Source organism: Brevundimonas sp., assembly GCF_044239655.1.
GTDB lineage: Bacteria > Pseudomonadota > Alphaproteobacteria > Caulobacterales > Caulobacteraceae > Brevundimonas.
In genome coordinates this window covers 1-20,525 of the sequence record NZ_JBIIAY010000004.1, presented here as the reverse complement: position 1 = coordinate 20,525, position 20,525 = coordinate 1, and the positions used below count along the sequence as shown (strand labels likewise).

The window sequence follows — 20,525 nt, the reverse complement described above, 5'->3', positions numbered from 1 at the left end:
CCGGGCCTGCGTCAGCCGAAGCCGATTCGGCGGCGGACGGCTCCGCCGACCCGTCTCCAGACGTATGGACTTATCACGTCGGCTTCTTTCGTGGCCTATATCCTGGGGCAGGAGATCGTGGGCGACGGGCCCCTGACGACCCTGTTCGCCATGGTCGGCGTGGCCAGTTGCGGATGGTCGTGGCTGCTTGCCCGCGCCCTGTTTGATCCAGCGGAACGCGACGCCCGTTGGCCCCGGATCGTGGTGGCCATCGTCTGGCTGACGGGCATCGCCGCGATCGCCGCCGGTCCGGAACACGGCCCGTTCGAGACGGCTGCGGACAACGCCTATGCGCTCAGCGGATCCGCCGCACTTCTACTGACCTTTGTGGAGCCGTTTCAGGGTTTCCGACGATCGCTGCCGAAGCCGGAGCAGAGGTTCCGGATCGCCTTTCTCGTCGTCTACGCTGCGCTGGTGGCAGCATCGATCCTGTTGCTGGGAGAGGCGCAGGTCGCCAACGCCAGTTTCGTCAAGAGCCTGTGCGCCTCTGTCGGGCTGGTGGCGGTGGGCAGCGCCCTGTGGTTCCGCGCCCGACATCCGCTTGTGCCAACCTGCGAGGCGAAGCCCGCCACACGCGTTGTGACGGCACAGGACCGGTTATTGGCCCAGCGGATCCTCGCGCTGCTGAATGAGGAAAAACTTCACGTCAACGCCGACCTCAAGGTCGCAGACCTTGTCCACAGGCTGGCGGAACCCGAGCACAGGGTGACGCGGAGCATCGCGGCTCTCGGCTTCGCCAACTTCAACCGTCTGATCAACCACCACAGGATCGAACAGGCCAAACAGATGCTCGACGCCCCCGGCCTGACCGGCAGGCCGATCCTGCTGATCGCTTTCGACTGCGGCTTCGCTTCGATCGGCCCATTCAACCGCGCCTTCAAGGACGAGACCGGCCTGACGCCCCGCGCCTATCGCAACCGCTCCTCAGCGGGCCAGGCGAAGGCCGCTACCCCCGATGCGACAAGACTGATCGCAGGCTAGATTCCCGCCGCCACCGGCTCCGTCTCCACCGCGTCATCCCCCGCGATGATCCGCGTCGCGGCGAGGTCGGCGGTGACGTTGCCGATGGTGCGCAGGATGTCGGGGATGACCTCGACCGCCAGCAGCAGGGGGAGGACGCCGATCGGGACGCCCATGGCCAGGCAGATGGGGCCGACCGAGGCGAAGAAGCTGACCTGGCCCGGCAGGCCGACCGAGGCGATCGAGACGGCGATGGCGGTCAGGCCGCCGGCGATCAGGGCCGCGATCCCCAGAGGTACGCCGTACAGCTGGGCCGCATAGAGACAGACGGCCAGGTTGGCGACCGGGCTGGTCAGGCGGAAGACCGCCACGGCCAGCGGCAGGACCAGACCGGCCGAGGCGTGCGACACGCCCAGATAATCCCGTGCCCGCTCGACCATGACCGGAAGGCTGGCGAGCGATGACTGGGTCGAGAAGGCGACGACCTGGGCCGGGGCGATGGCCTGGCTGAACCGGCCGAAGCCGATCTTTCCGAAGACCCGCACCGCCAGATAGACCAGGATGATGACGCCGATCTGGCTGAGGCAGACGATGGCGATGTAGTGGCCCAGCACCCCGGCGGCACCCACCCCGGCTCTCAGGCCGACGCCGAGCGCCAGGGCGAAGACCCCGATCGGGGCGGCCAGCAGGACCCAGTGGACGATGACCACCACGGCCTCGGCCGTCGCCTCGAAGAACAGGGCGATCGGGGTGCGCAGCCGGGGCTGGAGCCGGGTCGCCGCGAACCCGAAGGCGATGGCGAAGACCACGACGCCCAGTACCCCGTCGTCGGCCGCCGCCTTGATCAGGTTGGCGGGGGCCAGGCTGCTCAGGAAGGCCCTGAAGCCGTCGGTGTGGGCGGCCTCGCCCACGGCGGCGATCGAGTCGCCGGGGATGCCGCGCAGCAGGGCCTGGCCCGCCACCGGATCGATCGGCCACAGGTTCAGCAGGCCCAGCCCCGCCAGGATGGCGTAGGTCGTCGCCGCCGTCAGCATGATGCCGAACACCACCAGGGCCTTGACCGCCAGCCGCCCCGTCGAGGCCGCATCGGCGATCGACACGATCCCGGTCACCAGCATGGCGAAGACCAGGGGGATGACGGTGATCCGGAGCGCATTCAGCCAGAGGCCGCCCACCGGCTCGACCGCCTCGATCGCACCGGTCAGCGCCGCTGACCCCGACACCTCGACCAGGGCCCCCACGACCAGGCCCAGGATCAGGGCCGCCACGACCCACAGGCTCATCGACGACAGAAGGGCGCGCAGGCGCGATCGGGGGCGAGACATCGGCATCCGTCATCCTTAACATTCCCGCGTCAGGACGCCAGAGAGCCCGTTGCACCCGTCGCGCGCGACCCCCCATGGCCACGGGCGAAAGCCGTGATAGCATCGCGACATGCGCGTATCGTTTCCGGTCCTGGCCGCCCTGTTGCTTACCGCCGCCACGGCCCCCTTCGTGACGATGCTGGCCGCTGCGCCGGCCGCCGCCCAGTCGATCGGGCGGACCTGGGCCAACCCGGTCGATATCGATTACAAATACAATTTCGAACAGACCCATGAGGGCGTCAGCTATCGCACCGGGGCCGAGCCGACCGTGGTCCTGCATCAGGACCGCTATTATCTGTTCGTGACCCAGGCCGACGGATACTGGGTGTCGCGCGACCTGGCCGAATGGAGCTTCGTCGAGCCCAACCGCTGGCCGCTGGACGGATCTGTGGGGCCCGCCGCCGTGTCGGACGGGGAGCGGCTTTATCTGATGCAGTCGTCGCTGGATCCGCTCGGGATGCTGGCCAGCGACCGGCCCGAAACCGGGCGGTGGGACTTCTATACCCGCAGGATGCCGCGCATTCCGGGTGCCGTGACCGGCCGCGACCCGGCACCCGGCCCCAATACCGACCTGCCGGCCGGGCCGTGGTCGCCCGACCTGTTCATCGACAACGACAATCGGTGGTACCTGTACTGGGGGTCGTCCGACGTGTTTCCGCTGTACGGGTCGGAGATCGACCCGATCTCGCCCATGGCCTTCATCGACGAGCCGACGACGATGTTCCGGCTCGATCCGGCGCGCCACGGCTGGGAGCGTTACGGCCAGGACCATTCGGGCACCCTGCCGGACGGCACGCCGGTGGCCCCCTATATCGACGGGGCCTCGATGACCCGCAACGGCGGGCGCTATTACCTGCAGTATTCGGCACCCGGCGCGGAATACAACGGCTCGGCCAACGGGGCCTATGTCGGCACATCGCCCCTGGGTCCCTTCACCTATGCGCCGTGGAACCCGACCAGCTACAAGCCCGGCGGCTTCGTCCAGGGTGCGGGCAACGGCTCGACCTTCCAGGACCGCTACGGCAACTGGTGGAACACCGGCGGGGCCTGGATCGGGTTGAACTGGAGCTTCGAGCGCCGGGTCGCGATGTTCCCCGGCGCCTTCCACACCGATGGCCAGCTGTATTTCTCCAGCCGGTTCGGCGACTTCCCGCAGCGGACGCCGGACGGGCCGGTGCTGAATCCCGAGAGCCTGTTCACCGGCTGGATGCCGCTGTCCTACAAGGCGAAGGCGACCGCCTCCTCGACCGAGGGCGTGTTCACCGCCGACCGGGCCGTGGACGAGGATCCGCGCACCTTCTGGGTCGCGCAATCCAATACCCCGGACCAGACCCTGACGCTGGATCTCGGGGCGGTGAAGGTCGTCCAGTCGGTCCAGGTCAATTACGCTGACTACCAGTCCGGGATGTTCGAGAACGCTCCGAACCAGCGCACCCGGTTCCGCATCCAGTGGTCGCTGGACGGCGAGCAGTGGTTCACCCTGGCCAACCGGATGTCGTCCAACCGCGACAGCCCCAATGCCTATGTCCAGGCCGAGCGACCGACACGAGCCCGCTTCATCCGCTATCAGCACGGCGAGACGCCCGGCGCCCATCTGGCCATCGCCGACCTGCGGGTGTTCGGCAATGCGACGGGGCCGCTCCCCCTCGCGCCCGCCGAGATCACCGTCACGCGCGGCAAGGACCAGAGAAACGCCACGGTCAAGGTCGCGCCTGTCGCAGATCCGGCGGGCGGGCGTATCCTGGGCTACAATATCCGCTGGGGCGTCAGGGCCGATCGCCTGCACCTGACCTATCAGGTCTGGGCCGATGAACTGGCCGCACGTGGGGGTCAGGTCGAGATCGGCGCGCTGAACGTGGGCGTGGACTATTTCTTCGCGGTCGAGGCCTTCGGCGACACCGGGGTCTCGCCCCTGAGCGCCGTCGCCTCGGTCCCGGCGGGCGCGACGGCGGCGGTCAGCGCCCAGACCTCGCCCGCTCTTTCTGGATTGGGCCCGGCGACGGCGGGTGCGACCACGGTGCGGCCCGACGGGACGATCGTGACCGTGATCCCGCCCGTCTATATCAGCGGCGGCCCGGCCGTTTCGGGCACGGGCCTGCCGGCCAGCGGCAATGCCGCGACACCGCCGGGATCGGAGCCGGCATCGACGGCACCCGCGACCGCACCGTCCACGACAGCGCCTTCCACAACGGCACCGGCCGCCGATGAGCCCGCCGAGCACGAGGTTCCTCCCCCCTCCCCCGAACCCTCCTCCGACCCCAAGGACGACTGATGCGCAGACTGGCGACGACCGCAGCCCTGATGATCCTGGCCGTAGCCGGCTCCGCCACTGCCCAGACCTCGACCCCTCTCAAGGACGCGATCCAGCGGGATTACGAGACCAGCCTGGGCGCCATCTTCGACGACTTCCACCGCCATCCCGAACTGTCGGGCATGGAGGTGCGGACCTCGGCCCGGATGGCGGCGCTGCTGACCGGCCTGGGGTATCAGGTCACCACCGGCGTCGGCGGAACGGGCGTGGTGGCGGTTCTGAGGAACGGTGACGGGCCCACGGTCATGATGCGCGCCGACATGGACGGCCTGCCGCTGAAGGAAAACTCGGGCCTCGCCAATGCCTCCACGGTGACCCAGGTCGATGCCGACGGGACCGAGAAGCCGGTCATGCACGCCTGTGGCCACGACGTTCACATCACCGCCCTGGTCGGAGCGGCGCGCCAGATGATGGAGCGGAAGGGTGACTGGTCCGGCAACCTGGTCCTCATCGTCCAGCCGGCAGAAGAACGCATTTTCGGTGCCCGGGCCATGGTCGAGGACGGCCTGTATTCCCGCTTTCCCAAGCCCGACTATGCGATCGCCTTCCACGTCGCGGCCGACCTGCCGACCGGGCGGGTGGAGGTGCCCCTGGGCATCGTTTCGTCCAGCTCGGACAGCGTCGATATCGCGGTCCACGGCGTGGGGACGCACGGCGCCTATCCGCACCTGGGCGTCGATCCGGTGCTGGTCGCCTCGTCGATCGTCGTCAATCTGCAGTCGCTGCGCAGCCGCGAGATCAATCCGCTGGAGGGGGCGGTGGTCACGGTCGGCGCCGTCCACGGCGGGATCAAGCACAACATCATCTCCGACCGTGTCGATCTGCAACTGACCGTCCGCGCGGATACGCCCGAGGTCCGCACCCGGCTGCTGGACGGTATCGACCGGGTCGCGCGGGGTACGGCCGAGGCCCTGGGCGTGCCCGAGGACAAGCTGCCCGACGTCGTCCGGTCGCCGACCGAGACCACGCCGGCGACCCACAACGACCCGGCGACGGCCCAGCGGGTTCGCGACGCCATCGTCGCCGCCATGGGGAACGGGGTCCTGATCGACCAACCGCGTACCGGGATGGGGGCGGAGGACTTCGCCTATTTCGTCACCCCCGACAGCGATGTGAAGGGCGTCTATTTCAGCGTCGGGGGCACACCGGCTGCCGAGGTGGACACCGCCCCCGGCCACCACTCACCCCTGTTCAGGATCGATCCCGAGCCCTCGGTCACCACGGGGACTGAGGCGATGGTGGTCGCAGGTCTGGCGCTGCTGGCGAAGAGCTGATCGGACCCACTGAGGCGAGTTGCCGCTGTGGCTGAACCTTTACCGTCGGATCGGCGTTGATCCCGGCAATCTGGAGAAGACCCATGGCCCTGTCCCGTATCGCCACCGTCCTCGGCGGCCTGTTGATCTCCAAGGGCGGACGTCGGTTCGCCGGACGGCATGCGGGCAAGCTGGCGCTCGCGACCCTGGCCTGGGAGCTGTATCAACAGCATCGCAACAAGGCCGTACCGACCGGCCCGCAGGCGACGACTGCCCCGCCCCCGCCCCGCCCGCAAAGCCGTACCCGCTGGAGCGGCCGGCGCGTCTGACGCACGACGCTTGCCCTCCGTTGCGTAAACCGGCGTAGTCTCGGGTTCGACCGAGGGATAAGCCGATGATCACCGTCCATCACCTGAACAACTCGCGCTCGCAGCGGGTGCTGTGGCTGCTGGAGGAACTGGGCGTTCCCTACGACGTGAAACGCTATGAGCGGGATGCCCAGACCATGCTGGCCCCGCCGGAACTGCGCGCCATCCACCCGCTCGGCAAGTCGCCGGTGATCGAGGACGAGACGGGCACCACCGCCGAGACCGGGGCCATCATCGAGCACCTCCTGGCCCGGCATCCCGGCAACGCCCTGACGCCCGCCGCCGGGACAGAGGCGGCCAAGCGGATGAACTACTGGCTGCACTATGCCGAGGGGTCGGCGATGACGCCCCTGCTGCTCAAGCTTGTCTTCGGGGCCCTGCCCGGACGCGCGCCTGGCCTGATCCGGCCGGTGGTCAAGGCGGTGTCGTCCAAAGCCCAGTCCGGCTTCATCGATCCCCAGATCGCCGCCCACACCGCCTATTGGGAGGGCGAACTGGTCCGGTCGCCGTGGTTTGCGGGCGAGGCCTTCAGCGCCGCCGACATCATGATGAGTTTCCCGGTCGAGGCGGCGTCCAGCCGCGTGCCGTTCGGGCCGGACAAGCCGAAGCTCAAGGCCTTCCTCCAGACCATCCACGCTCGCCCGGCCTATCAGCGGGCGCTGGAACGGGGCGGGCCCTACGCCTATGCCTGAGGCGGCGCCTCCGACATTGCGGTGATCGGGGCAACCGGCGGGGTCGGGCCGCGTTAAGGACGGATGCGTATCCAGACCCTCCAGATCACCGTCGGCGTCGTCGCCGCCATCGCCTTCGTCATCGCATTCATCTCGGCGGGGGTGGCGCTGGTGTCGTTCGTCTTCGCCCTGATTGGGGCGGCGGCACTGGGGTGGGTCACCTACAGCATCGCCCGGCGGATGCTGAGCCAGCGCCGGTCGCGGGACGTGACCCCATCCTGAGCCGTTTGGGCCGCCGACTTGAGTTTTGCCGTCAGGCGCCCTAGTCTCTTTGGCCGGTCGCGCGCGCCCAGCGACCGCTCCTTTCTCGAGACAATCCCTTCAGTCCGCCTCCGGTACCCCGGGCGATATCCAAGAAACTCCTGATCCCTATGGAAAAAGTGCCTATGACGGGCGAGGGCTATCGCGTCCTCGACGACCAGTTGAAGCAGTTGAAGTCGGTAGAGCGTCCCAGCGTCATCGCGGCGATTTCCGAAGCCCGCGAACACGGCGACCTGTCCGAAAACGCCGAGTATCATGCGGCCAAGGAACGCCAGGGCTGGATCGAAGGCCAGATCGCCGAGATCGAGGACAAGATCAGCCGCGCCCAGGTCATCGACGTCTCGAAACTGTCGGGCAGCCAGGTCAAGTTCGGCGCCACGGTCACCGTGGTCGACGAGGACACCGAGGACGAAGGCCGTTACCAGATCGTCGGCGAGCACGAGGCCGACGTGAAGGCGGGCAAGATCTCCATCTCCTCGCCCATCGCCCGCGCCATGATCTCCAAGGAGGTCGGTGACGTCGTCGAGGTCAACACCCCCGGTGGGGTCAAGGCCTATGAGATCCTCAAGGTCGAGTGGAAGTAGGCTCACCCCTGCGAATCCAGGTCGTCTCTGACGGCCGCGCGGGAATCGAGAATCAGGCGCTGGGCCTCGCCGAGGCGATCCAGCGCCTGACCCCCGCAGAGATCACCATCAAACGCATCCGCTGGCGGCCGCTGTTCGACCGGCTGCCGGTCGCGCTGAAGACGCCGGCCATGCTCGACCCGACGTCAGATGCCCCCTTCCCCGCCCCCGGAGAGGCCTGGCCCGATCTGTGGATCGCGACCGGCCGGGCGACCTTGCCGCTGTCCCTGGCCGCACGCCGCCTGAGCGGGGGCCAGACCTTCGTCGTCCAGACCCAGGACCCCCGCCTGAACGCCGCGCGGTTCGACATGGTTGTCGCCCCGGCCCACGACGATCTCGAGGGCGACAATGTCTTTGCGATCACCGGCTCTCCCCATCGCGTCACCACCGAGCGGATCGCGGAGGCGGTGCCGGCATTTGCCGACCAGATCGACCCCCTGCCCCACCCGCGCGTCGCGGTCCTGATCGGCGGGCGGTCCAAGGCGTTCGACCTGTCCGAAGGCCACGCGGTCGAGATGGCGGACGAGATCGCCGAAGCGGTCCGGGCGATCGGTGGCTCCCTGATGCTGACCTATTCCCGTCGCACACCGGATGCGGCGCGCGCCGCGATGACCGAGCGGCTCAAGGCCCTGCCCGGCCTGATCTGGGACGGGACGGGGCCCAACCCGCTGTTTGCCTGGCTGGCCGCCGCCGACCACATCCTGGTCACCGAGGACAGCGCCAACATGGCCACCGAAGCCGCCTCTACGGGCAAGCCGGTCCACATCCTGCCGATGGTTCCCCTGAAGCCGCCCGGCAAGTTCGCGGCCCTGCACGCCGACCTGGAAGAACGCGGCGCGACCCGCCCGTTCGACGGGGTCCTGGAAAGCTGGACCTATGAGCCCCTGACCGAGACCGACCGGGCGGCGCGCGCCGTGCTGGAGGCGATGGGCGCGCGGGGTTAGTCCCCGCCGCCTCCGCCATCTCCGCCGCCGTCCCCGCCGTCCATGGCACCGTCGTTGTCGGCCGACTTGTCACGACCGCCGCTGTCACTCGTGGTGATCACCCCGCCGTCGCCGCCGTCGTTCTTGCGGGCAGCCGCCTTGCTCTTGCTCGCGTCGATCGCCACGCCCAGTCCGGCCCCGATCGCAACGCCGACCCCCAGGCCCAGGGCCAGGTTGTCGGTGATGATCCCGAAGGCCGCACCCAGGGCCAGGCCCAGCCCGATCCCGACGCCCATGAAACTCGTCTGCGCCATGCGCACCTCCCCTGTGAACAGTTCGCGTCCCGGCATCGCACGAAACGGAATCAGCGCCTAAATAGACGACCATGACCGACCTTCGCAAAGACCCTCGCTCCGTCCGCCTCGCCGTCATCGGCTCGGGCCCCGCCGGCTGGACCGCCGCCATCTATGCGGCGCGCGCCATGCTGGAGCCGGTGATCATCGCGGGTCTTCAGCCCGGCGGCCAGCTGACCATCACCACCGACGTCGAGAACTATCCGGGCTTTGCCGAGACCATCCAGGGCCCCTGGCTGATGGATCAGATGCGCGCCCAGGCCGAGCATGTCGGGGCCGAGGTGATCGAGGACATCGTCGTCTCCGCCGACCTGTCGTCGCGGCCCTTCCGACTGAAGCTCGATTCCGGGGCCGAGCTGCTTGCCGAGACGGTGATCATCTCGACCGGGGCCCAGGCCAAATGGCTGGGGCTCGACAGCGAGCAGAAATACCAGGGCTTCGGCGTCTCCGCCTGCGCCACCTGCGACGGGTTCTTCTATCGCGGCAAACAGGTGATCGTGGTCGGCGGTGGCAATACGGCGGTCGAAGAGGCGCTGTTCCTGACCAATTTCGCCGCCAAGGTCACCGTCGTCCACCGCAAGGACGAGTTCCGCGCCGAGAAGATCCTGCAGGACCGCCTGTTCGCCCACCCCAAGGTCGAGGTCATCTGGAACCACAAGGTCGAGGAAATCCTGGGCCAGAGCGACGGCATCGCCTCCAACGTCACCGGCGTGCGGCTGTCGCACACCACGACCGGCGCCGAGCAGAGCGTTTCCGCAGACGGCGTCTTCATCGCCATCGGCCACGCCCCCTCGTCGGAACTGTTCCAGGGCCAGCTGGAGACCAAACAGGGGGGCTATCTGGTGGTGAAGTCCGGCTCCACCGCCACGGCGATCGAGGGCGTCTATGCCGCCGGGGACGTTACCGACGACATCTACCGTCAGGCCGTGACCGCTGCCGGAATGGGCTGTATGGCCGCGCTGGACGCCGTGCGGTTCCTTGCCGAGGTCGATCACGCCAGGGCCCACCACCCGATCAGCCATCATGAGGCGCAGAAGATCGGCGTCTGGTAAGCCCGATCAGATGTCGGGTTCGACCCTGTCCGCCAGGAAGCCGGTCTCGCCCAACACGGCCTGAGCGAGAGGACGATCGCGGCCTTCAAGAACCGCCTCCTGGCGCTTCAGGGCGCGCGAAAGCACCTCGATCAGGTCGTCCAGCCCCGGGGCGCCCGTCGACAGCAGGTTCGCGAGCGCGGTCAGTTCCGCCGGAGCAAATCGGGGGCTGACCATGTCCCAGTCACCGAAGGCGCGGTCGTCGGTCAGGCGGCGGTCCACGACCTCGATATCGGTATGGCGCCGGTCCTGACCGAGCCGGATCAGCAAACTCTCGATGCTGGCGACCGGGCCCTCGATCAGCTGCACGAACATGCCGTCGACGGCCGTCAGGATGCCGGTGATGCCCAGCTGGGCATTGCGCGGACGGGCCTCGGCGAGGATGTCGGACATCTCCAGAGCACTGGTCACGCCGGTGACGCTGGTGCTGCGATAGACGAGCTGGGCGAGAGCCCCCTGGTCGGCCAAGCCGACGATGGACAGCTTGGTCGTCACGCGAACAACTGCAGTTCAGGCGGCGCGTATTCGACGGGGACGCCCTTGCGACGGCCCAGGGCATAGGCGACGGTCTGTTCGACCGCGCGCTCGTCCGAAGGTTTGGACAGGACGCCGATCGTGCCGGCCACGCCGTTGCGGACCATGCCGGGGTTGGCGGTCATATAGACGACGGTCACCCCGTCCTCCTGCGCCAGGTCACGACCCAGATCGACGCCGGTCGGACCGTCCGAAAGATGGATATCGACGAGCGCCAGATCGACCAGCGCCTGTTTGGCCAGATCACGCGCGGTGCGGGCATCGGCCGCGCTGCCGACGACCTCATAGCCGAGGTCCTCCAGCACGAACCGAAGCTCCATGGCCACCAGGGCCTCGTCTTCGATGATGAGAATGCGCGCAGTCATTAGAGCCGGGTTGCTTGATCGACGTTCCGTGAAATAACGCGGAAAGCCCTTGCGGGTTTCACGCTGTTCGCATCTGCGAGATCAATTCCGCAGCCTTGCGTCGCGACAGCGCGGTGGACGGCAGGTCCGCCACCACGACCAAACCCCCAGGGGCCCAGTTTCGTTCCAGCCGACCGCCCAACTGCCCCTCGACCGACACCGTGGCCAGGGACGAGCCGAAACCGCTGCGCTCGGGCTTGCCGGCGACGGGGGGACCACCGCGCTCGCTCCAGGTCAGGACGAACCGCTCGCCGTCGAGACGGGTCTCCAGATCGACATAACCACCCGGCAGGGACAGGGCCCCGTATTTGGCGGCGTTGGTGGCCAGTTCGTGGAACAGCAGGGCGACCGAGGTCGCGGCCTGGTCGTCGAAGCGGGCGTCGTCGCCGCTCAGCCGGACCCGCGCCGATCCGTCATCGGCCGCATAGGGTCGGAACAGGGCTTCCAGGAAGGCATGCAGGGTCATCGCCCCGACGGTGGGCCGCGACACCTCCGTATGGGGGCGGACGAACTCGTGGGCCCGGGCCAGGGCGGCGATGCGGTCTCGCACGGCGACGGCAAAGGTCTTGGCCTCGGGATACTCGCGGGCCGAGAGGGCAATCAGGGCCGAGACGACGGCGAAGATGTTCTTGATGCGGTGGCTGAGTTCCTGGCTGAGCAGTTCCTTGCCCTGCTCCATCCGCTTCAGGTCGTCGATGTCGGTGCAGGTGCCGAACCAGCGCACGATGGTGCCGTCCGCGTGCCGGATCGGCATGGCCCGGCCCAGGGTCCAGCGATACAGGCCGTCATGCCGTCTCAGCCGGTACTCGATTTCGTAGGGATCGCCGGTGGCCAGACAGTGCCGCCACAGGGTCCAGGCCCGGTCCTGATCCTCCGGGTGGAACATGCCGTTCCAGCCCTCGCCGTCGGTCGATCCGGCGGGCATGCCGGTGAACTCGTACCAGCGGGCGTTATAGTAGTCGTGAAATCCGTCCGGCCGCGTCGACCAGACCATCTGGGGCATGGAATCGGCGATGGCCGCGAACCGGGCCTCGCTGACGTCCAGCGCCGCCTCGCCCATCGCCCGTTCACGCTCGGACCGGCGCAGGGTGATCTGTTCCATGACCAGGTCGGCCAGGACGTCCAGGGTCTGGGCCTGAAGATCGGTGATCCCCTCGGGTCGGGGCTTGTCATCGAGAACGCAGAGCGTCCCCAGCGGCATCCCCTCCGGCGTCTTCAACAGCCGGCCGGCATAGAAGCGCAGGCCCATCTCGCCGGTGACCAGGGGATTGCACTGGAAACGGGGATCCTCGGTCGCGTCCGGCACAACCATCCCGTCCTGCTGCAGCAGGGCGTGGGCACAGAACGAGGTTTCCAGCGGGGTCTCGCGCACGCCCAGCCCGGTCTCGGCCTTGAACCACTGCCGGTCGGTATCGATCAGATTGACCACGGCGATCGGGGCGTCGAACACCCTGGCGATCAGACGCACGACCTTGTCGAACGCCTCCTCGCGCGGGGTGTCGAGAATACCATAGCCATGGAGGGCCGAAACGCGGTCGGCTTCGGTCCAGATCGGTGCGGGTTGATCAAGCTTCACGGCGGGCACCCGAACATAACCGGGCGAACGCGCCTTCGTTCCGAACAGATGCGACTCTATTGCCGCGTTTGCAAACGGGCATCAGGCGCGGCGGGTCAGTTGACCGGCTTTCCGACTTCCTCGACGTCCATCGTCACGGCTCCGGGTACCTCGATCCGGGGCGCAGGCGCGGGGGCCTCGAAGGCCTTGATCCGCGCATTGATGGCGGCGACTTCCTCGGGCGTGGGCAGGCGACGGCCGCCCAGGCTGACCACGCCGACGACGCGCTGCTGACCGTCGATCTCCACAGTCTTGAGCACCGGGGCACCCGCCGCGATCTCGGCGTCGGTCGGGGCGTCGGCGGAAGCCAGCATCAGGCGCGGACGCGAGAACCGCGCCTCGTCGATCACCGGCTCGCGGGTCGCATAGGCCTGGGCGAAGGATGCGGTCTCGCCCGCAGCCCCCTTCCAGCGATAGAAGATGTGGGCCCCGATCTGGGTGATCTTGGCTAGGGTCGGCGACCACCAGGGATGCACATAGTCGGCGTGATAGTGGGTCGCCGTGCCGACGCGCGCCGCGACATGGCCGGCCAGGGCGCGTTCGGCGACGCTGCGGGCCCGCTCCCAGGCCCAGCCGACGGGCGCATTGGCCAGGGCGCCGTCACAGGTGAAGCTGAACTGGCAGCCGGTGGTCCGCTCGGCACCCTGAAAGACGACGCCGCAGATGGTGTTGGGATAGTTCGGATCGCGAACGCGGTTCAGGATGACCTGGGCCACGCCTTCCTGACCCTCGGTGCTTTCCAGGGCCGCTTCATAATAGATGCCTTGCGTCAGACAGCGCAGGGCGCGCCTGCGATCCGCCTCGCTGGCCGCCTTGAACACGAACGGCAGGGCGGGTCGCAGCGCCCCCGTCATCGACGGCATGGCGGCGTTCAGGCGCTGGGCGTCAAGGCCGGTCGGTCCGAAATCCAGCGAGGGCTTGCCGGCCAGGGTCAGGCTCTCCCAGCCCGGGGTCAGGCCGTACAGGGCCGGATCGCGGCGGCTGGGGTCTGCGCGCATGGCCTGGGCCTGTTGGGAGGGATCCAGCCGCGCCGCCAGGGCCGCGAGGCCCTTGTCCGACAGATCGCCATGGGTCACCCGGGCCACGGCCGCGGCTGTGCGGTCGATCTCGGGCCGGGGGGCAGAGCTGGCCGCCATCGCCACGCCCAGGGCGGCCAGCATCGCAGGCAGGCCGGTGGCGGCTCTGCGGGCGGAAGCCTTGGTCCTGGTCCAGTCGATTGACGGCATCATGGGTCCGGTCAGCGGCGGGATGCGCCGGGAGGGCAGAGCCCTTGCACGGGCATAGCGGCGGTTTTCGGGCCGCCGTTACGTCGTTGAACGCGCCCGGCGGCCCGATCCGTCAGCCTTTCCTTCAGGCGATCGAGGCGCGCAGCATCCAGGCCGCCTTTTCGTGGGCCGCCAGCCTCTGCGTCATCAGATCGACCGAGACGTCGTCGCCGTCCTTTTCGGAGGCCTCGAGCGCGGCGCGCGCCGTGGCGATCAGGGTCTCGTTGTCCTTGACCAGTTCCTTGAGCATGGCATGGGAGTCCTTCTCAGGATCGCCGTCCTTGATCGAAGTCAGGTTGGCGAAGGCCGATCCGCCCATGGGGGCGAGCTCGCCCAGAGCGCGGATCCGTTCGGCGATGGTGTCCAGCGCGTCCCAGATCTCGCGGTACTGCTGTTCGAGCAGACCGTGCAGCGAGAAGAATTCGGGGCCCCGCACATTCCAGTGATAGCCGTGGGTCTTCAGATAGACGGCATAGCTGTCGGCCAGCACCTTGCTGAGGTGGCCCGCCACGTCGGTGCGCTCGGCCTTGCCGATGCCGGTGTCGATTTTTTCGGACATGCTTGCTCCTTGATGGCGAAACTTCGTAACGTCAGACGCAGGTAGTCATTCGCGGTTCCATCGCCAACCGGCCAGGCTCGAGATTCGTGCCAGCGACGGTGATGCAGTCAGGGAACGGCAGGCCAACGGCTGGCGTTGCGTTGATCTCGCGGGCGCGCTTGCGGGTCGGGGGATGAATGGACTGGGTCGGGTTTATCAGGCGGATCGCCGACACGGACGCAGGCCTGCTTCGTCTCGCGAGGTCCAGACCCGTTTCCCCGTGGCGCTCGGCCGTGATCGGCCTGCTCTGGGCCATCGCCGTCCTTGCCATCCGCTATGCCGCCAGCACCCTGTACCAGGAGATCAGCGGCTTCATCATCCTGCTGCCCGGGGTAATCCTGGCGGCCCTGGCCGGGGGTCGGATCGCCGGCCTGACCGCCACGGCCGCCTGTCTCGGCGGCGGCTGGCTGATCGTGTCGCTGAACAGTGGCGACGCTGGCATGGGGACCCGCCTCAATACGGTTGCGACGGTGAACTTCATCATCGTCGGGGTCTTCTGCACCTGGGTCGGGGCGTCCCTGCGTAAGATCATGGCCCGGCTGACCACCGTCCAGGCCGCCCAGCAGGCCGCCGACGCCCGCATCGACGAGACCGAGGTCGAGCTGCGCGCCATGATCGACCAGGCCGCTGCCGGCATCGTTCGCGTCGACATGGACGGGGCGATCCTGAGCGCCAATGCCCGCTTCGCCGAGATGCTGGGCCTCGACCCGAACGGCGTCGTCGGCATCCGCACCCGCGACGTGACCCATCCCGACGACATCGAGTCCACCCGCGCCCTGCTGGCCTCGGCCCTGGCCGGCGGCGCGGGTCAGGTGGAGAAGCGCTATCTGCGGCCCGATGGCTCGATCGTCTGGGCCGTGACCAGTCTGCAGCGGCTGCTCGATCACGAAGGTCGGCCGCGCGGCTTCATCGCCGTGGTTCTCGACATCTCGGAGGCCAAGGCCACCGAGGCCTCCCTGCGCGAGAGCGAGGAACGATTCCGCCTGATGGCCGACACTGCCCCGTCGCCGGTCTGGCTGACCAACGAGGCGGGCGACGTCGAGTTCGTCAACAAGGCCCTGGTCGCCTTCTACGGCAAGCCCGCCGAGGACCTGTTGGGCCAGATGTGGCGCATGACCATTCACCCTGACGATGTCCGGGCGGTCGCCGAGGTCCAGGGTGCGGCCCGTCCGCATCATCGGCCCTATGCGTTCGAGTGCCGGTTCCAGCGCCATGACGGGGCCTGGCGCTGGTCCAGCGTCTCGGTCAATCCGCGCTTCGACGGTGACGGTGCCTTCCGGGGCTATGTCGGCATGGCGTTCGACGTTACGGAAAAGCGCGAGGCGCTCGACGCCCTGGCCGCCCAGGAGCGGCGCCAGAGCTTCCTGCTGGCTCTCAGCGACCGCCTGCGCCAGTTGACCGGCACCGAGGCCGTCATGGCCGAAGCCTCGCGAAGCCTGGGTCAGCACCTGGGCGTCACCCGCGCCGGGTTCGGCGAGCTGAACCGGACCGACGGGGTGTTCCGGCTCTATCCCGACTGGACGGACGGCACGGCGACCAGCGCCGGGGAATGGCCCCTGCCAGGTGTCGTCGGCGAACTGGAAAGGGAGCTTCAGAACGGCGTCCTGATCATGGTCGAGGACGTCGATCTCGACCCGCGCACCGCTGCGACCACCGGCGCCTATCAAGCCATCGGGGTCCGTGCCTTCGCCACCACGCCACTGATGCGCGGCGACCGGTTACAGGCCTTCATGAACGTCCATAGCAGCACGCCGCGCATCTGGACGGCGGAAGAGATGGGCCTGCTGGACGACGTCGCCGAACGCACCTGGGCCGAGGTCGAGCGCGCACGCGCCCAGGCCGAGGTGGCCGAGAGCGAGGCCCGCTTCCGCGCCATCGCCGACACCGCCCCCGTCCTGATCTGGGTGACCCGCGAGGACCGCGCCCGCGCCTTCGTCAACCAGGCCTATGTCGCCTTCATGGGCGGCGACTACGAGACCGTCCGCCTCGCCGACTGGCGCAGCTTCATCCATCCCGAGGACCAGGATCGGCTGGTCGCCGAATCCCTCGCCGGCGAGGCGACGCGAGAGCCCTTCTCGCTGGAGGCACGGTATCTGAGGCACGACGGCGAGTACCGGTGGCTGAAGTCCTTCTCCCGGCCCCGCTTCGGCATCGCCGACGAGGTGATCGGCTTCGTCGGCGTGGCCTTCGACGTCACCGACATCCGCGAGTCCAACGCCCGCCTCGCGACCCTGGCCGCGGAACGCGATGCCATCCTGGGTCAGTTGGGCGAAGGGGTGATCGTCACCGATCGCGAGGGGGCCATCAGTTTCGTCAACGACGCGGCCAGCCGCCTGCACGGTGTCGCAGATCTGGGGGTCACGCCGGAGGCCTATTCGGAGACCTATCATCTGCTCACGGATGACGGCCGGCCCTATCCGCCGCTGGAGCTGCCCCTGGCGCGGGCCGTCCTGCACGGTGAGATCGTCACCGACGCCCGCTGGCGCATCCGACGCCCGGACGGAACCGAGGTCATCGCGGTCGGCAACGCACGCCCCGTAACCGGCCCCGACGGGGCCCGGATCGGCGCGGTCCTGACCCTGCGCGACGAGACCGCCCGCATCGACGCCGAGCACCGGATCAGCGAATCCGAGGCCCGTTTCCGCACCATCGCCGACAGCGCGCCTGTGTTCATCTGGATGACCGACGCCGACACCCGGATCGTCTTCGTGAATCAGCGCTACACCTCGGTCTTCGGGGTCGATACCGGCGAGCTGATGGGGGAACGCTGGCAGAGCCGGGTCCATCCCGACGACCTTGAGCCCTTCACCCGCGCCTTCATGACCGCCCTGAAGGCCCACGGCCGGTTCGAGGCGATCATGCGCGTCACCCATCCGACCGAGGGGCTGCGCTGGCTGCGCAGCGAAGGCATCCCACGCTTCGACGCCGCCGGCGTGTTCCAGGGCTATGTCGGTGCCAGCCTGGACATCACCGAGGCCCGCCGCGCCGAGGACGACCTCAAACGCATCAACGAACTGCTTGAGGAGCGTGTCGGAGAGGCCCTCGCCGAAAAGGCCAAGGCCGAGGCCGACCTGATGCACGCCCAGCGGATGGAGGCGGTGGGGCGGCTGACCGGGGGCGTGGCCCATGACTTCAACAACCTGCTGACGGTCGTCATCGGCGCGCTGGACATGATGCTGCGCTCGCCCGACGACGCGGCCCGGCGCAAGAAGCTGGGCGAGGCCGCCCTGGCCGCCGCCCGGCGCGGCGAGGGCCTGACCCATCAGCTTCTGGCCTTCTCGCGTCGCCAGGCCCTGCGCCCCCAGGCGATCGACCTGAACGCCCAGATCCACGAGGGCGAACCCCTGCTGCGTCGCGCGGTCGGGGAGACGATCGACCTGCGGTTCAAACTTCGTCGCGGCGGGGCGAGGGTCAATGTCGACCCTTCACAGTTCGAGGCGGCCCTGATCAATCTGCTGGTCAACGCGCGGGACGCCGTCGTCGCCCGGATGGGCGACAAGCCGGGGCACAGGGGCCGGATCACGGTCCAGACCCTGCGCTGCGAAGTCGCGCCGGGCGAGGTCCTCGACCTGGCCCCCGGCGAGTACGTCTGCGTCACCGTCGCCGACAACGGGGCGGGCATGGACGCCGACACCCTGGTCCGGGTGTTCGAGCCCTTCTTCACCACCAAGGCGATCGGCAAAGGCACAGGTCTGGGCCTCAGCCAGGTCTATGGGTTCGCGCGTCAGAGCGGCGGGGCCGCCAAGGTGATCTCCGCTCCCGGCAAGGGCGCCGAGATCCATCTGTATCTGCCCCCACTCGACCCGACCGACACCTTGGCCAGCGAGGACGAGAGCGCGGGCTCCGGCGTCATCGTCCCGGGGACGCGGCTGTTGCTGGTCGAGGACGACCTGAACGTCTCGGCCATCGCGGTCGACCTGCTGACGGGGCTGGGCTTCGAGGTCGAGGCGGTCGAGACGGGCCCGGAGGCCCTGCAAGTACTGGCCGGGGGTGGTTTCGACGTGATGGTGTCGGATGTGGTCATGCCCGGCGGGATGACCGGAATCGAGCTGGCCCGGCTGTGCGGCGAGCGGCATTCCGGCCTGCCCATCCTGCTGACCTCAGGCTATGCTGGCGATGACGTCGACGAGGCCCTGGCCGACGCGCCCTGGCCCTTCCTCCGGAAGCCCTATTCCAGCGACCAGTTGCGCGAGGCTCTGGGCGATCTTCTGGCTCTGCGCGGCGACGATCCGTCGGCCGGATAGGCACGAAAAAGCCCGCCGCGTCGTCGCGGCGGGCTTGAAGGATCGGCGCTGCGGTCGGTTAAAGCAAGGCCCCGGTGGTGCGCATGATCTCGGCGCGCAGTTCCGGCATGCCCAGCCCCTTTTCGGCCGAGGTCACAATCACGGCAGGGAAGGCGGCGGGGCGTTTGGAGATGGCCTTCAGCGTCGCCTCGCGCACCGTCTCGCGCTCGTGGGCCTTGATCTTGTCGGCCTTGGTCAGGACGATCTGATAGCTGACGGCGGCGTTGTCGAGTGCGTCGAGGGCGTCCTTGTCCACCGACTTCAGCCCATGGCGGGCGTCGATCAGGAGATAGACCCGCTTCAGCGTGACCCGGCCCCGCAGATAGTCGCGGCCCAGGTCCTGGAATTTCTTGACCGTCGTCTTGGACGCCTTGGCCCAGCCGTAGCCCGGCAGATCGACCAGCCGCATCTTGCCGTCCAGGTCGAAGAAATTGACCTCTCTGGTGCGCCCCGGCTCGTTGGAAGCCCGCGCCAGCTTGTGCATCCCGACCAGTCCGTTGATCAGGCTGGACTTGCCGACGTTGGACCGACCCGCAAAGGCGATCTCCGGCAGGTTCGGCTCGGGCAGTTGTTCGATCTTGGCGGCGCCCATGACGAAGGTCGCGGGCCGCGCGAACAGCACCCGCGCGGCCTCGACCTCGGCCTCGTCGTATTCGCCGACCTTGAAGTCGGGGATCGGCCCATCCGAGGCTGGAGGGATGTCGGTCACGTCGCCTTCTTCAGACGCGAGAAGAACTGATCGATCGGGTTCTCGGCCTTGAAGCGATGCATGATGAAATACTGCTGGATGATCGACAGGATGTTGTTCCACGACCAGTAGACCAGCAGGCCCGCCGGGAAGGGTGCCATGATGAAGGTGAAGATCAGCGGCATGAACATGAAGATCTGGCGCTGGACCGGATCGGCGGCGGGCGGGTTCATCGCCGTCTGCAGCCACATGGTCAGGCCATAGAAGATGGCCAGGACGCTGAGCCCCAGGGTGAACATGCCGCCGGTGGAGTCGGACCCGATGAGATCGCCGATCAGGGGCGCGGTCGAGGGATCCCAGGGGATCAGGCCGAACAGGTTCCAGATGTTGGTGGTGTCGCGTGCCGAAAGGTCCCGGATCCAGCCGAAGAAGGGCGCGTGCCGCATCTCGATGGTGACGTACAGCACCTTGTACAGGGCATAGAAGACCGGGATCTGGACCAGGATGGGCAGGCAGCCCGCCAGCGGATTGATCTTCTCGCGCTGATAGAGGGCCATCGTCTCCTTCTGTTGGGTCGCCGGATCGTCCTTATGCTTGGCCTTGATCTCCTCCATCTTGGGCTGGAGCAGACGCATCTTGGACAGGCTCTCGTAGCTCTTGTTGGCCAGCGGGAACATGATCAGCTTGATCGACAGGGTCAGCAGCAGGATGGCGACGCCGAAGTTCCCGACCCAGTTGTAGAAGAACTCCACGATCGTGAAGATCGGCCGCGTCAGGAAGAACAGGAAGCCCCAGTCGATCGCATAGATGAAGCGTGGCAGGTCGAGCGACTTCTCGTATCCGGCCAGGATCTCGTTGCGC

General features: G+C 68.1%; 18 protein-coding genes and 1 pseudogene. 10 read left to right on the top strand and 9 right to left on the bottom strand.

What is annotated here, in order from left to right:
- Window positions 1–90 precede the first annotated feature (90 nt).
- Window positions 91–1,020 carry a helix-turn-helix domain-containing protein gene (locus tag ACILQR_RS01185; protein WP_395649694.1) on the top strand — a complete coding sequence of 310 codons (930 nt, stop codon included), beginning with the start codon at window positions 91–93 and terminating at the stop codon, window positions 1,018–1,020.
- Here ACILQR_RS01185 and ACILQR_RS01180 read toward each other — a convergent pair.
- The gene (locus ACILQR_RS01180) at window positions 1,017–2,324 is read right to left on the bottom strand and encodes a dicarboxylate/amino acid:cation symporter (protein ID WP_395649693.1); all 1,308 of its coding nucleotides are present in this window, start codon (window positions 2,322–2,324) and stop codon (window positions 1,017–1,019) included. The two genes, ACILQR_RS01185 and ACILQR_RS01180, sit on opposite strands and share 4 nt — an antisense overlap.
- A gap of 109 nt (window positions 2,325–2,433) precedes the next feature.
- Here ACILQR_RS01180 and ACILQR_RS01175 point away from each other — a divergent pair, with 109 nt between their 5' ends.
- The 7 genes from ACILQR_RS01175 (at window position 2,434) to ACILQR_RS01145 (ending at window position 8,854) form a co-directional block, all read left to right on the top strand.
- Complete coding sequence (locus tag ACILQR_RS01175) at window positions 2,434–4,635, top strand: discoidin domain-containing protein (protein WP_395649692.1); 2,202 nt, start codon at window positions 2,434–2,436, stop codon at window positions 4,633–4,635.
- On the top strand, window positions 4,635–5,948 hold the full coding sequence (locus ACILQR_RS01170) for an amidohydrolase (protein ID WP_395649691.1): 1,314 nt from the start codon (window positions 4,635–4,637) through the stop codon (window positions 5,946–5,948). Before ACILQR_RS01175 ends, ACILQR_RS01170 begins: the two co-directional genes overlap by 1 nt.
- A gap of 83 nt (window positions 5,949–6,031) precedes the next feature.
- Window positions 6,032–6,256: a cysteine protease gene (locus ACILQR_RS01165; protein WP_395649690.1), complete on the top strand. Its 225-nt coding sequence runs from the start codon at window positions 6,032–6,034 to the stop codon at window positions 6,254–6,256.
- Window positions 6,257–6,321: 65 nt separating this feature from the next.
- On the top strand, window positions 6,322–6,987 hold the full coding sequence (locus ACILQR_RS01160; protein ID WP_395649689.1) for a glutathione S-transferase: 666 nt from the start codon (window positions 6,322–6,324) through the stop codon (window positions 6,985–6,987).
- A 63-nt stretch (window positions 6,988–7,050) separates the two neighbouring features.
- Entirely contained in the window at window positions 7,051–7,248 is a 198-nt protein-coding gene (locus tag ACILQR_RS01155) for a hypothetical protein (RefSeq protein ID WP_395649688.1), read from the top strand.
- A 149-nt stretch (window positions 7,249–7,397) separates the two neighbouring features.
- Window positions 7,398–7,871, top strand: coding sequence for a transcription elongation factor GreA (gene greA, locus ACILQR_RS01150; protein ID WP_271145273.1), 474 nt, complete (start codon window positions 7,398–7,400; stop codon window positions 7,869–7,871).
- Window positions 7,862–8,854 carry a mitochondrial fission ELM1 family protein gene (locus ACILQR_RS01145; RefSeq protein WP_395649687.1) on the top strand — a complete coding sequence of 331 codons (993 nt, stop codon included), beginning with the start codon at window positions 7,862–7,864 and terminating at the stop codon, window positions 8,852–8,854. The genes greA and ACILQR_RS01145 overlap by 10 nt, the downstream gene beginning before the upstream one ends.
- On the opposite strand, the gene ACILQR_RS01140 is transcribed toward ACILQR_RS01145, so the two are convergent.
- Window positions 8,851–9,147, bottom strand: a complete 297-nt coding sequence (locus ACILQR_RS01140) for a hypothetical protein (RefSeq protein ID WP_395649686.1) — start codon at window positions 9,145–9,147, stop codon at window positions 8,851–8,853. The two genes, ACILQR_RS01145 and ACILQR_RS01140, sit on opposite strands and share 4 nt — an antisense overlap.
- A 71-nt stretch (window positions 9,148–9,218) precedes the next feature.
- Between ACILQR_RS01140 and trxB the strand changes: the two genes are divergently transcribed.
- Window positions 9,219–10,238, top strand: coding sequence for a thioredoxin-disulfide reductase (gene trxB / locus ACILQR_RS01135; protein WP_395649685.1), 1,020 nt, complete (start codon window positions 9,219–9,221; stop codon window positions 10,236–10,238).
- 6 nt (window positions 10,239–10,244) lie between these two features.
- Here trxB and ACILQR_RS01130 read toward each other — a convergent pair whose 3' ends face one another.
- From ACILQR_RS01130 to ACILQR_RS01110, 5 genes and pseudogenes are all read right to left on the bottom strand, one after another.
- Window positions 10,245–10,772: a BLUF domain-containing protein gene (locus tag ACILQR_RS01130; protein ID WP_395649684.1), complete on the bottom strand. Its 528-nt coding sequence runs from the start codon at window positions 10,770–10,772 to the stop codon at window positions 10,245–10,247.
- Window positions 10,769–11,188: pseudogene (locus tag ACILQR_RS01125) on the bottom strand (response regulator); the annotation flags it as partial. The pseudogene ACILQR_RS01125 and the gene ACILQR_RS01130, both read right to left, overlap by 4 nt.
- Window positions 11,189–11,234: 46 nt before the next feature.
- Window positions 11,235–12,791, bottom strand: coding sequence for a sensor histidine kinase (locus ACILQR_RS01120; protein ID WP_395649683.1), 1,557 nt, complete (start codon window positions 12,789–12,791; stop codon window positions 11,235–11,237).
- A gap of 95 nt (window positions 12,792–12,886) precedes the next feature.
- Window positions 12,887–14,059: a cell wall hydrolase gene (locus ACILQR_RS01115; protein WP_395649682.1), complete on the bottom strand. Its 1,173-nt coding sequence runs from the start codon at window positions 14,057–14,059 to the stop codon at window positions 12,887–12,889.
- A gap of 121 nt (window positions 14,060–14,180) precedes the next feature.
- On the bottom strand, window positions 14,181–14,654 hold the full coding sequence (locus ACILQR_RS01110) for a Dps family protein (protein ID WP_395649681.1): 474 nt from the start codon (window positions 14,652–14,654) through the stop codon (window positions 14,181–14,183).
- Window positions 14,655–14,926: 272 nt separating this feature from the next.
- On the opposite strand from ACILQR_RS01110, the gene ACILQR_RS01105 reads away from it, so the two are divergent.
- Window positions 14,927–18,937 carry a PAS domain S-box protein gene (locus tag ACILQR_RS01105; protein WP_395649680.1) on the top strand — a complete coding sequence of 1,337 codons (4,011 nt, stop codon included), beginning with the start codon at window positions 14,927–14,929 and terminating at the stop codon, window positions 18,935–18,937.
- A gap of 58 nt (window positions 18,938–18,995) precedes the next feature.
- Here ACILQR_RS01105 and yihA read toward each other — a convergent pair whose 3' ends face one another.
- Window positions 18,996–19,676 (bottom strand): ribosome biogenesis GTP-binding protein YihA/YsxC, encoded by a 681-nt coding sequence (gene yihA, locus ACILQR_RS01100; protein ID WP_395649730.1) that lies wholly within the window; start codon window positions 19,674–19,676, stop codon window positions 18,996–18,998.
- 5 nt (window positions 19,677–19,681) lie between these two features.
- Window positions 19,682–20,525 (bottom strand): membrane protein insertase YidC (gene yidC / locus ACILQR_RS01095; protein WP_395649679.1); only part of this gene is annotated, 844 nt, incomplete at its 5' end.

What these genes read in the sequence shown, in the direction of transcription:
- ACILQR_RS01160 (WP_395649689.1), top strand. Translation starts at nt 6,322, where the DNA reads ATGATCACCGTCCATCACCTGAACAACTCGCGCTCGCAGCGGGTGCTG.
- ACILQR_RS01165 (WP_395649690.1), top strand. Translation starts at nt 6,032, where the DNA reads ATGGCCCTGTCCCGTATCGCCACCGTCCTCGGCGGCCTGTTGATCTCC.
- ACILQR_RS01155 (WP_395649688.1), top strand. Translation starts at nt 7,051, where the DNA reads ATGCGTATCCAGACCCTCCAGATCACCGTCGGCGTCGTCGCCGCCATC.
- ACILQR_RS01170 (WP_395649691.1), top strand. Translation starts at nt 4,635, where the DNA reads ATGCGCAGACTGGCGACGACCGCAGCCCTGATGATCCTGGCCGTAGCC.
- ACILQR_RS01175 (WP_395649692.1), top strand. Translation starts at nt 2,434, where the DNA reads ATGCGCGTATCGTTTCCGGTCCTGGCCGCCCTGTTGCTTACCGCCGCC.
- ACILQR_RS01115 (WP_395649682.1), bottom strand. Translation starts at nt 14,059, where the DNA reads ATGATGCCGTCAATCGACTGGACCAGGACCAAGGCTTCCGCCCGCAGA.
- ACILQR_RS01140 (WP_395649686.1), bottom strand. Translation starts at nt 9,147, where the DNA reads ATGGCGCAGACGAGTTTCATGGGCGTCGGGATCGGGCTGGGCCTGGCC.
- trxB (WP_395649685.1), top strand. Translation starts at nt 9,219, where the DNA reads ATGACCGACCTTCGCAAAGACCCTCGCTCCGTCCGCCTCGCCGTCATC.
- ACILQR_RS01180 (WP_395649693.1), bottom strand. Translation starts at nt 2,324, where the DNA reads ATGTCTCGCCCCCGATCGCGCCTGCGCGCCCTTCTGTCGTCGATGAGC.
- greA (WP_271145273.1), top strand. Translation starts at nt 7,398, where the DNA reads ATGGAAAAAGTGCCTATGACGGGCGAGGGCTATCGCGTCCTCGACGAC.
- ACILQR_RS01110 (WP_395649681.1), bottom strand. Translation starts at nt 14,654, where the DNA reads ATGTCCGAAAAAATCGACACCGGCATCGGCAAGGCCGAGCGCACCGAC.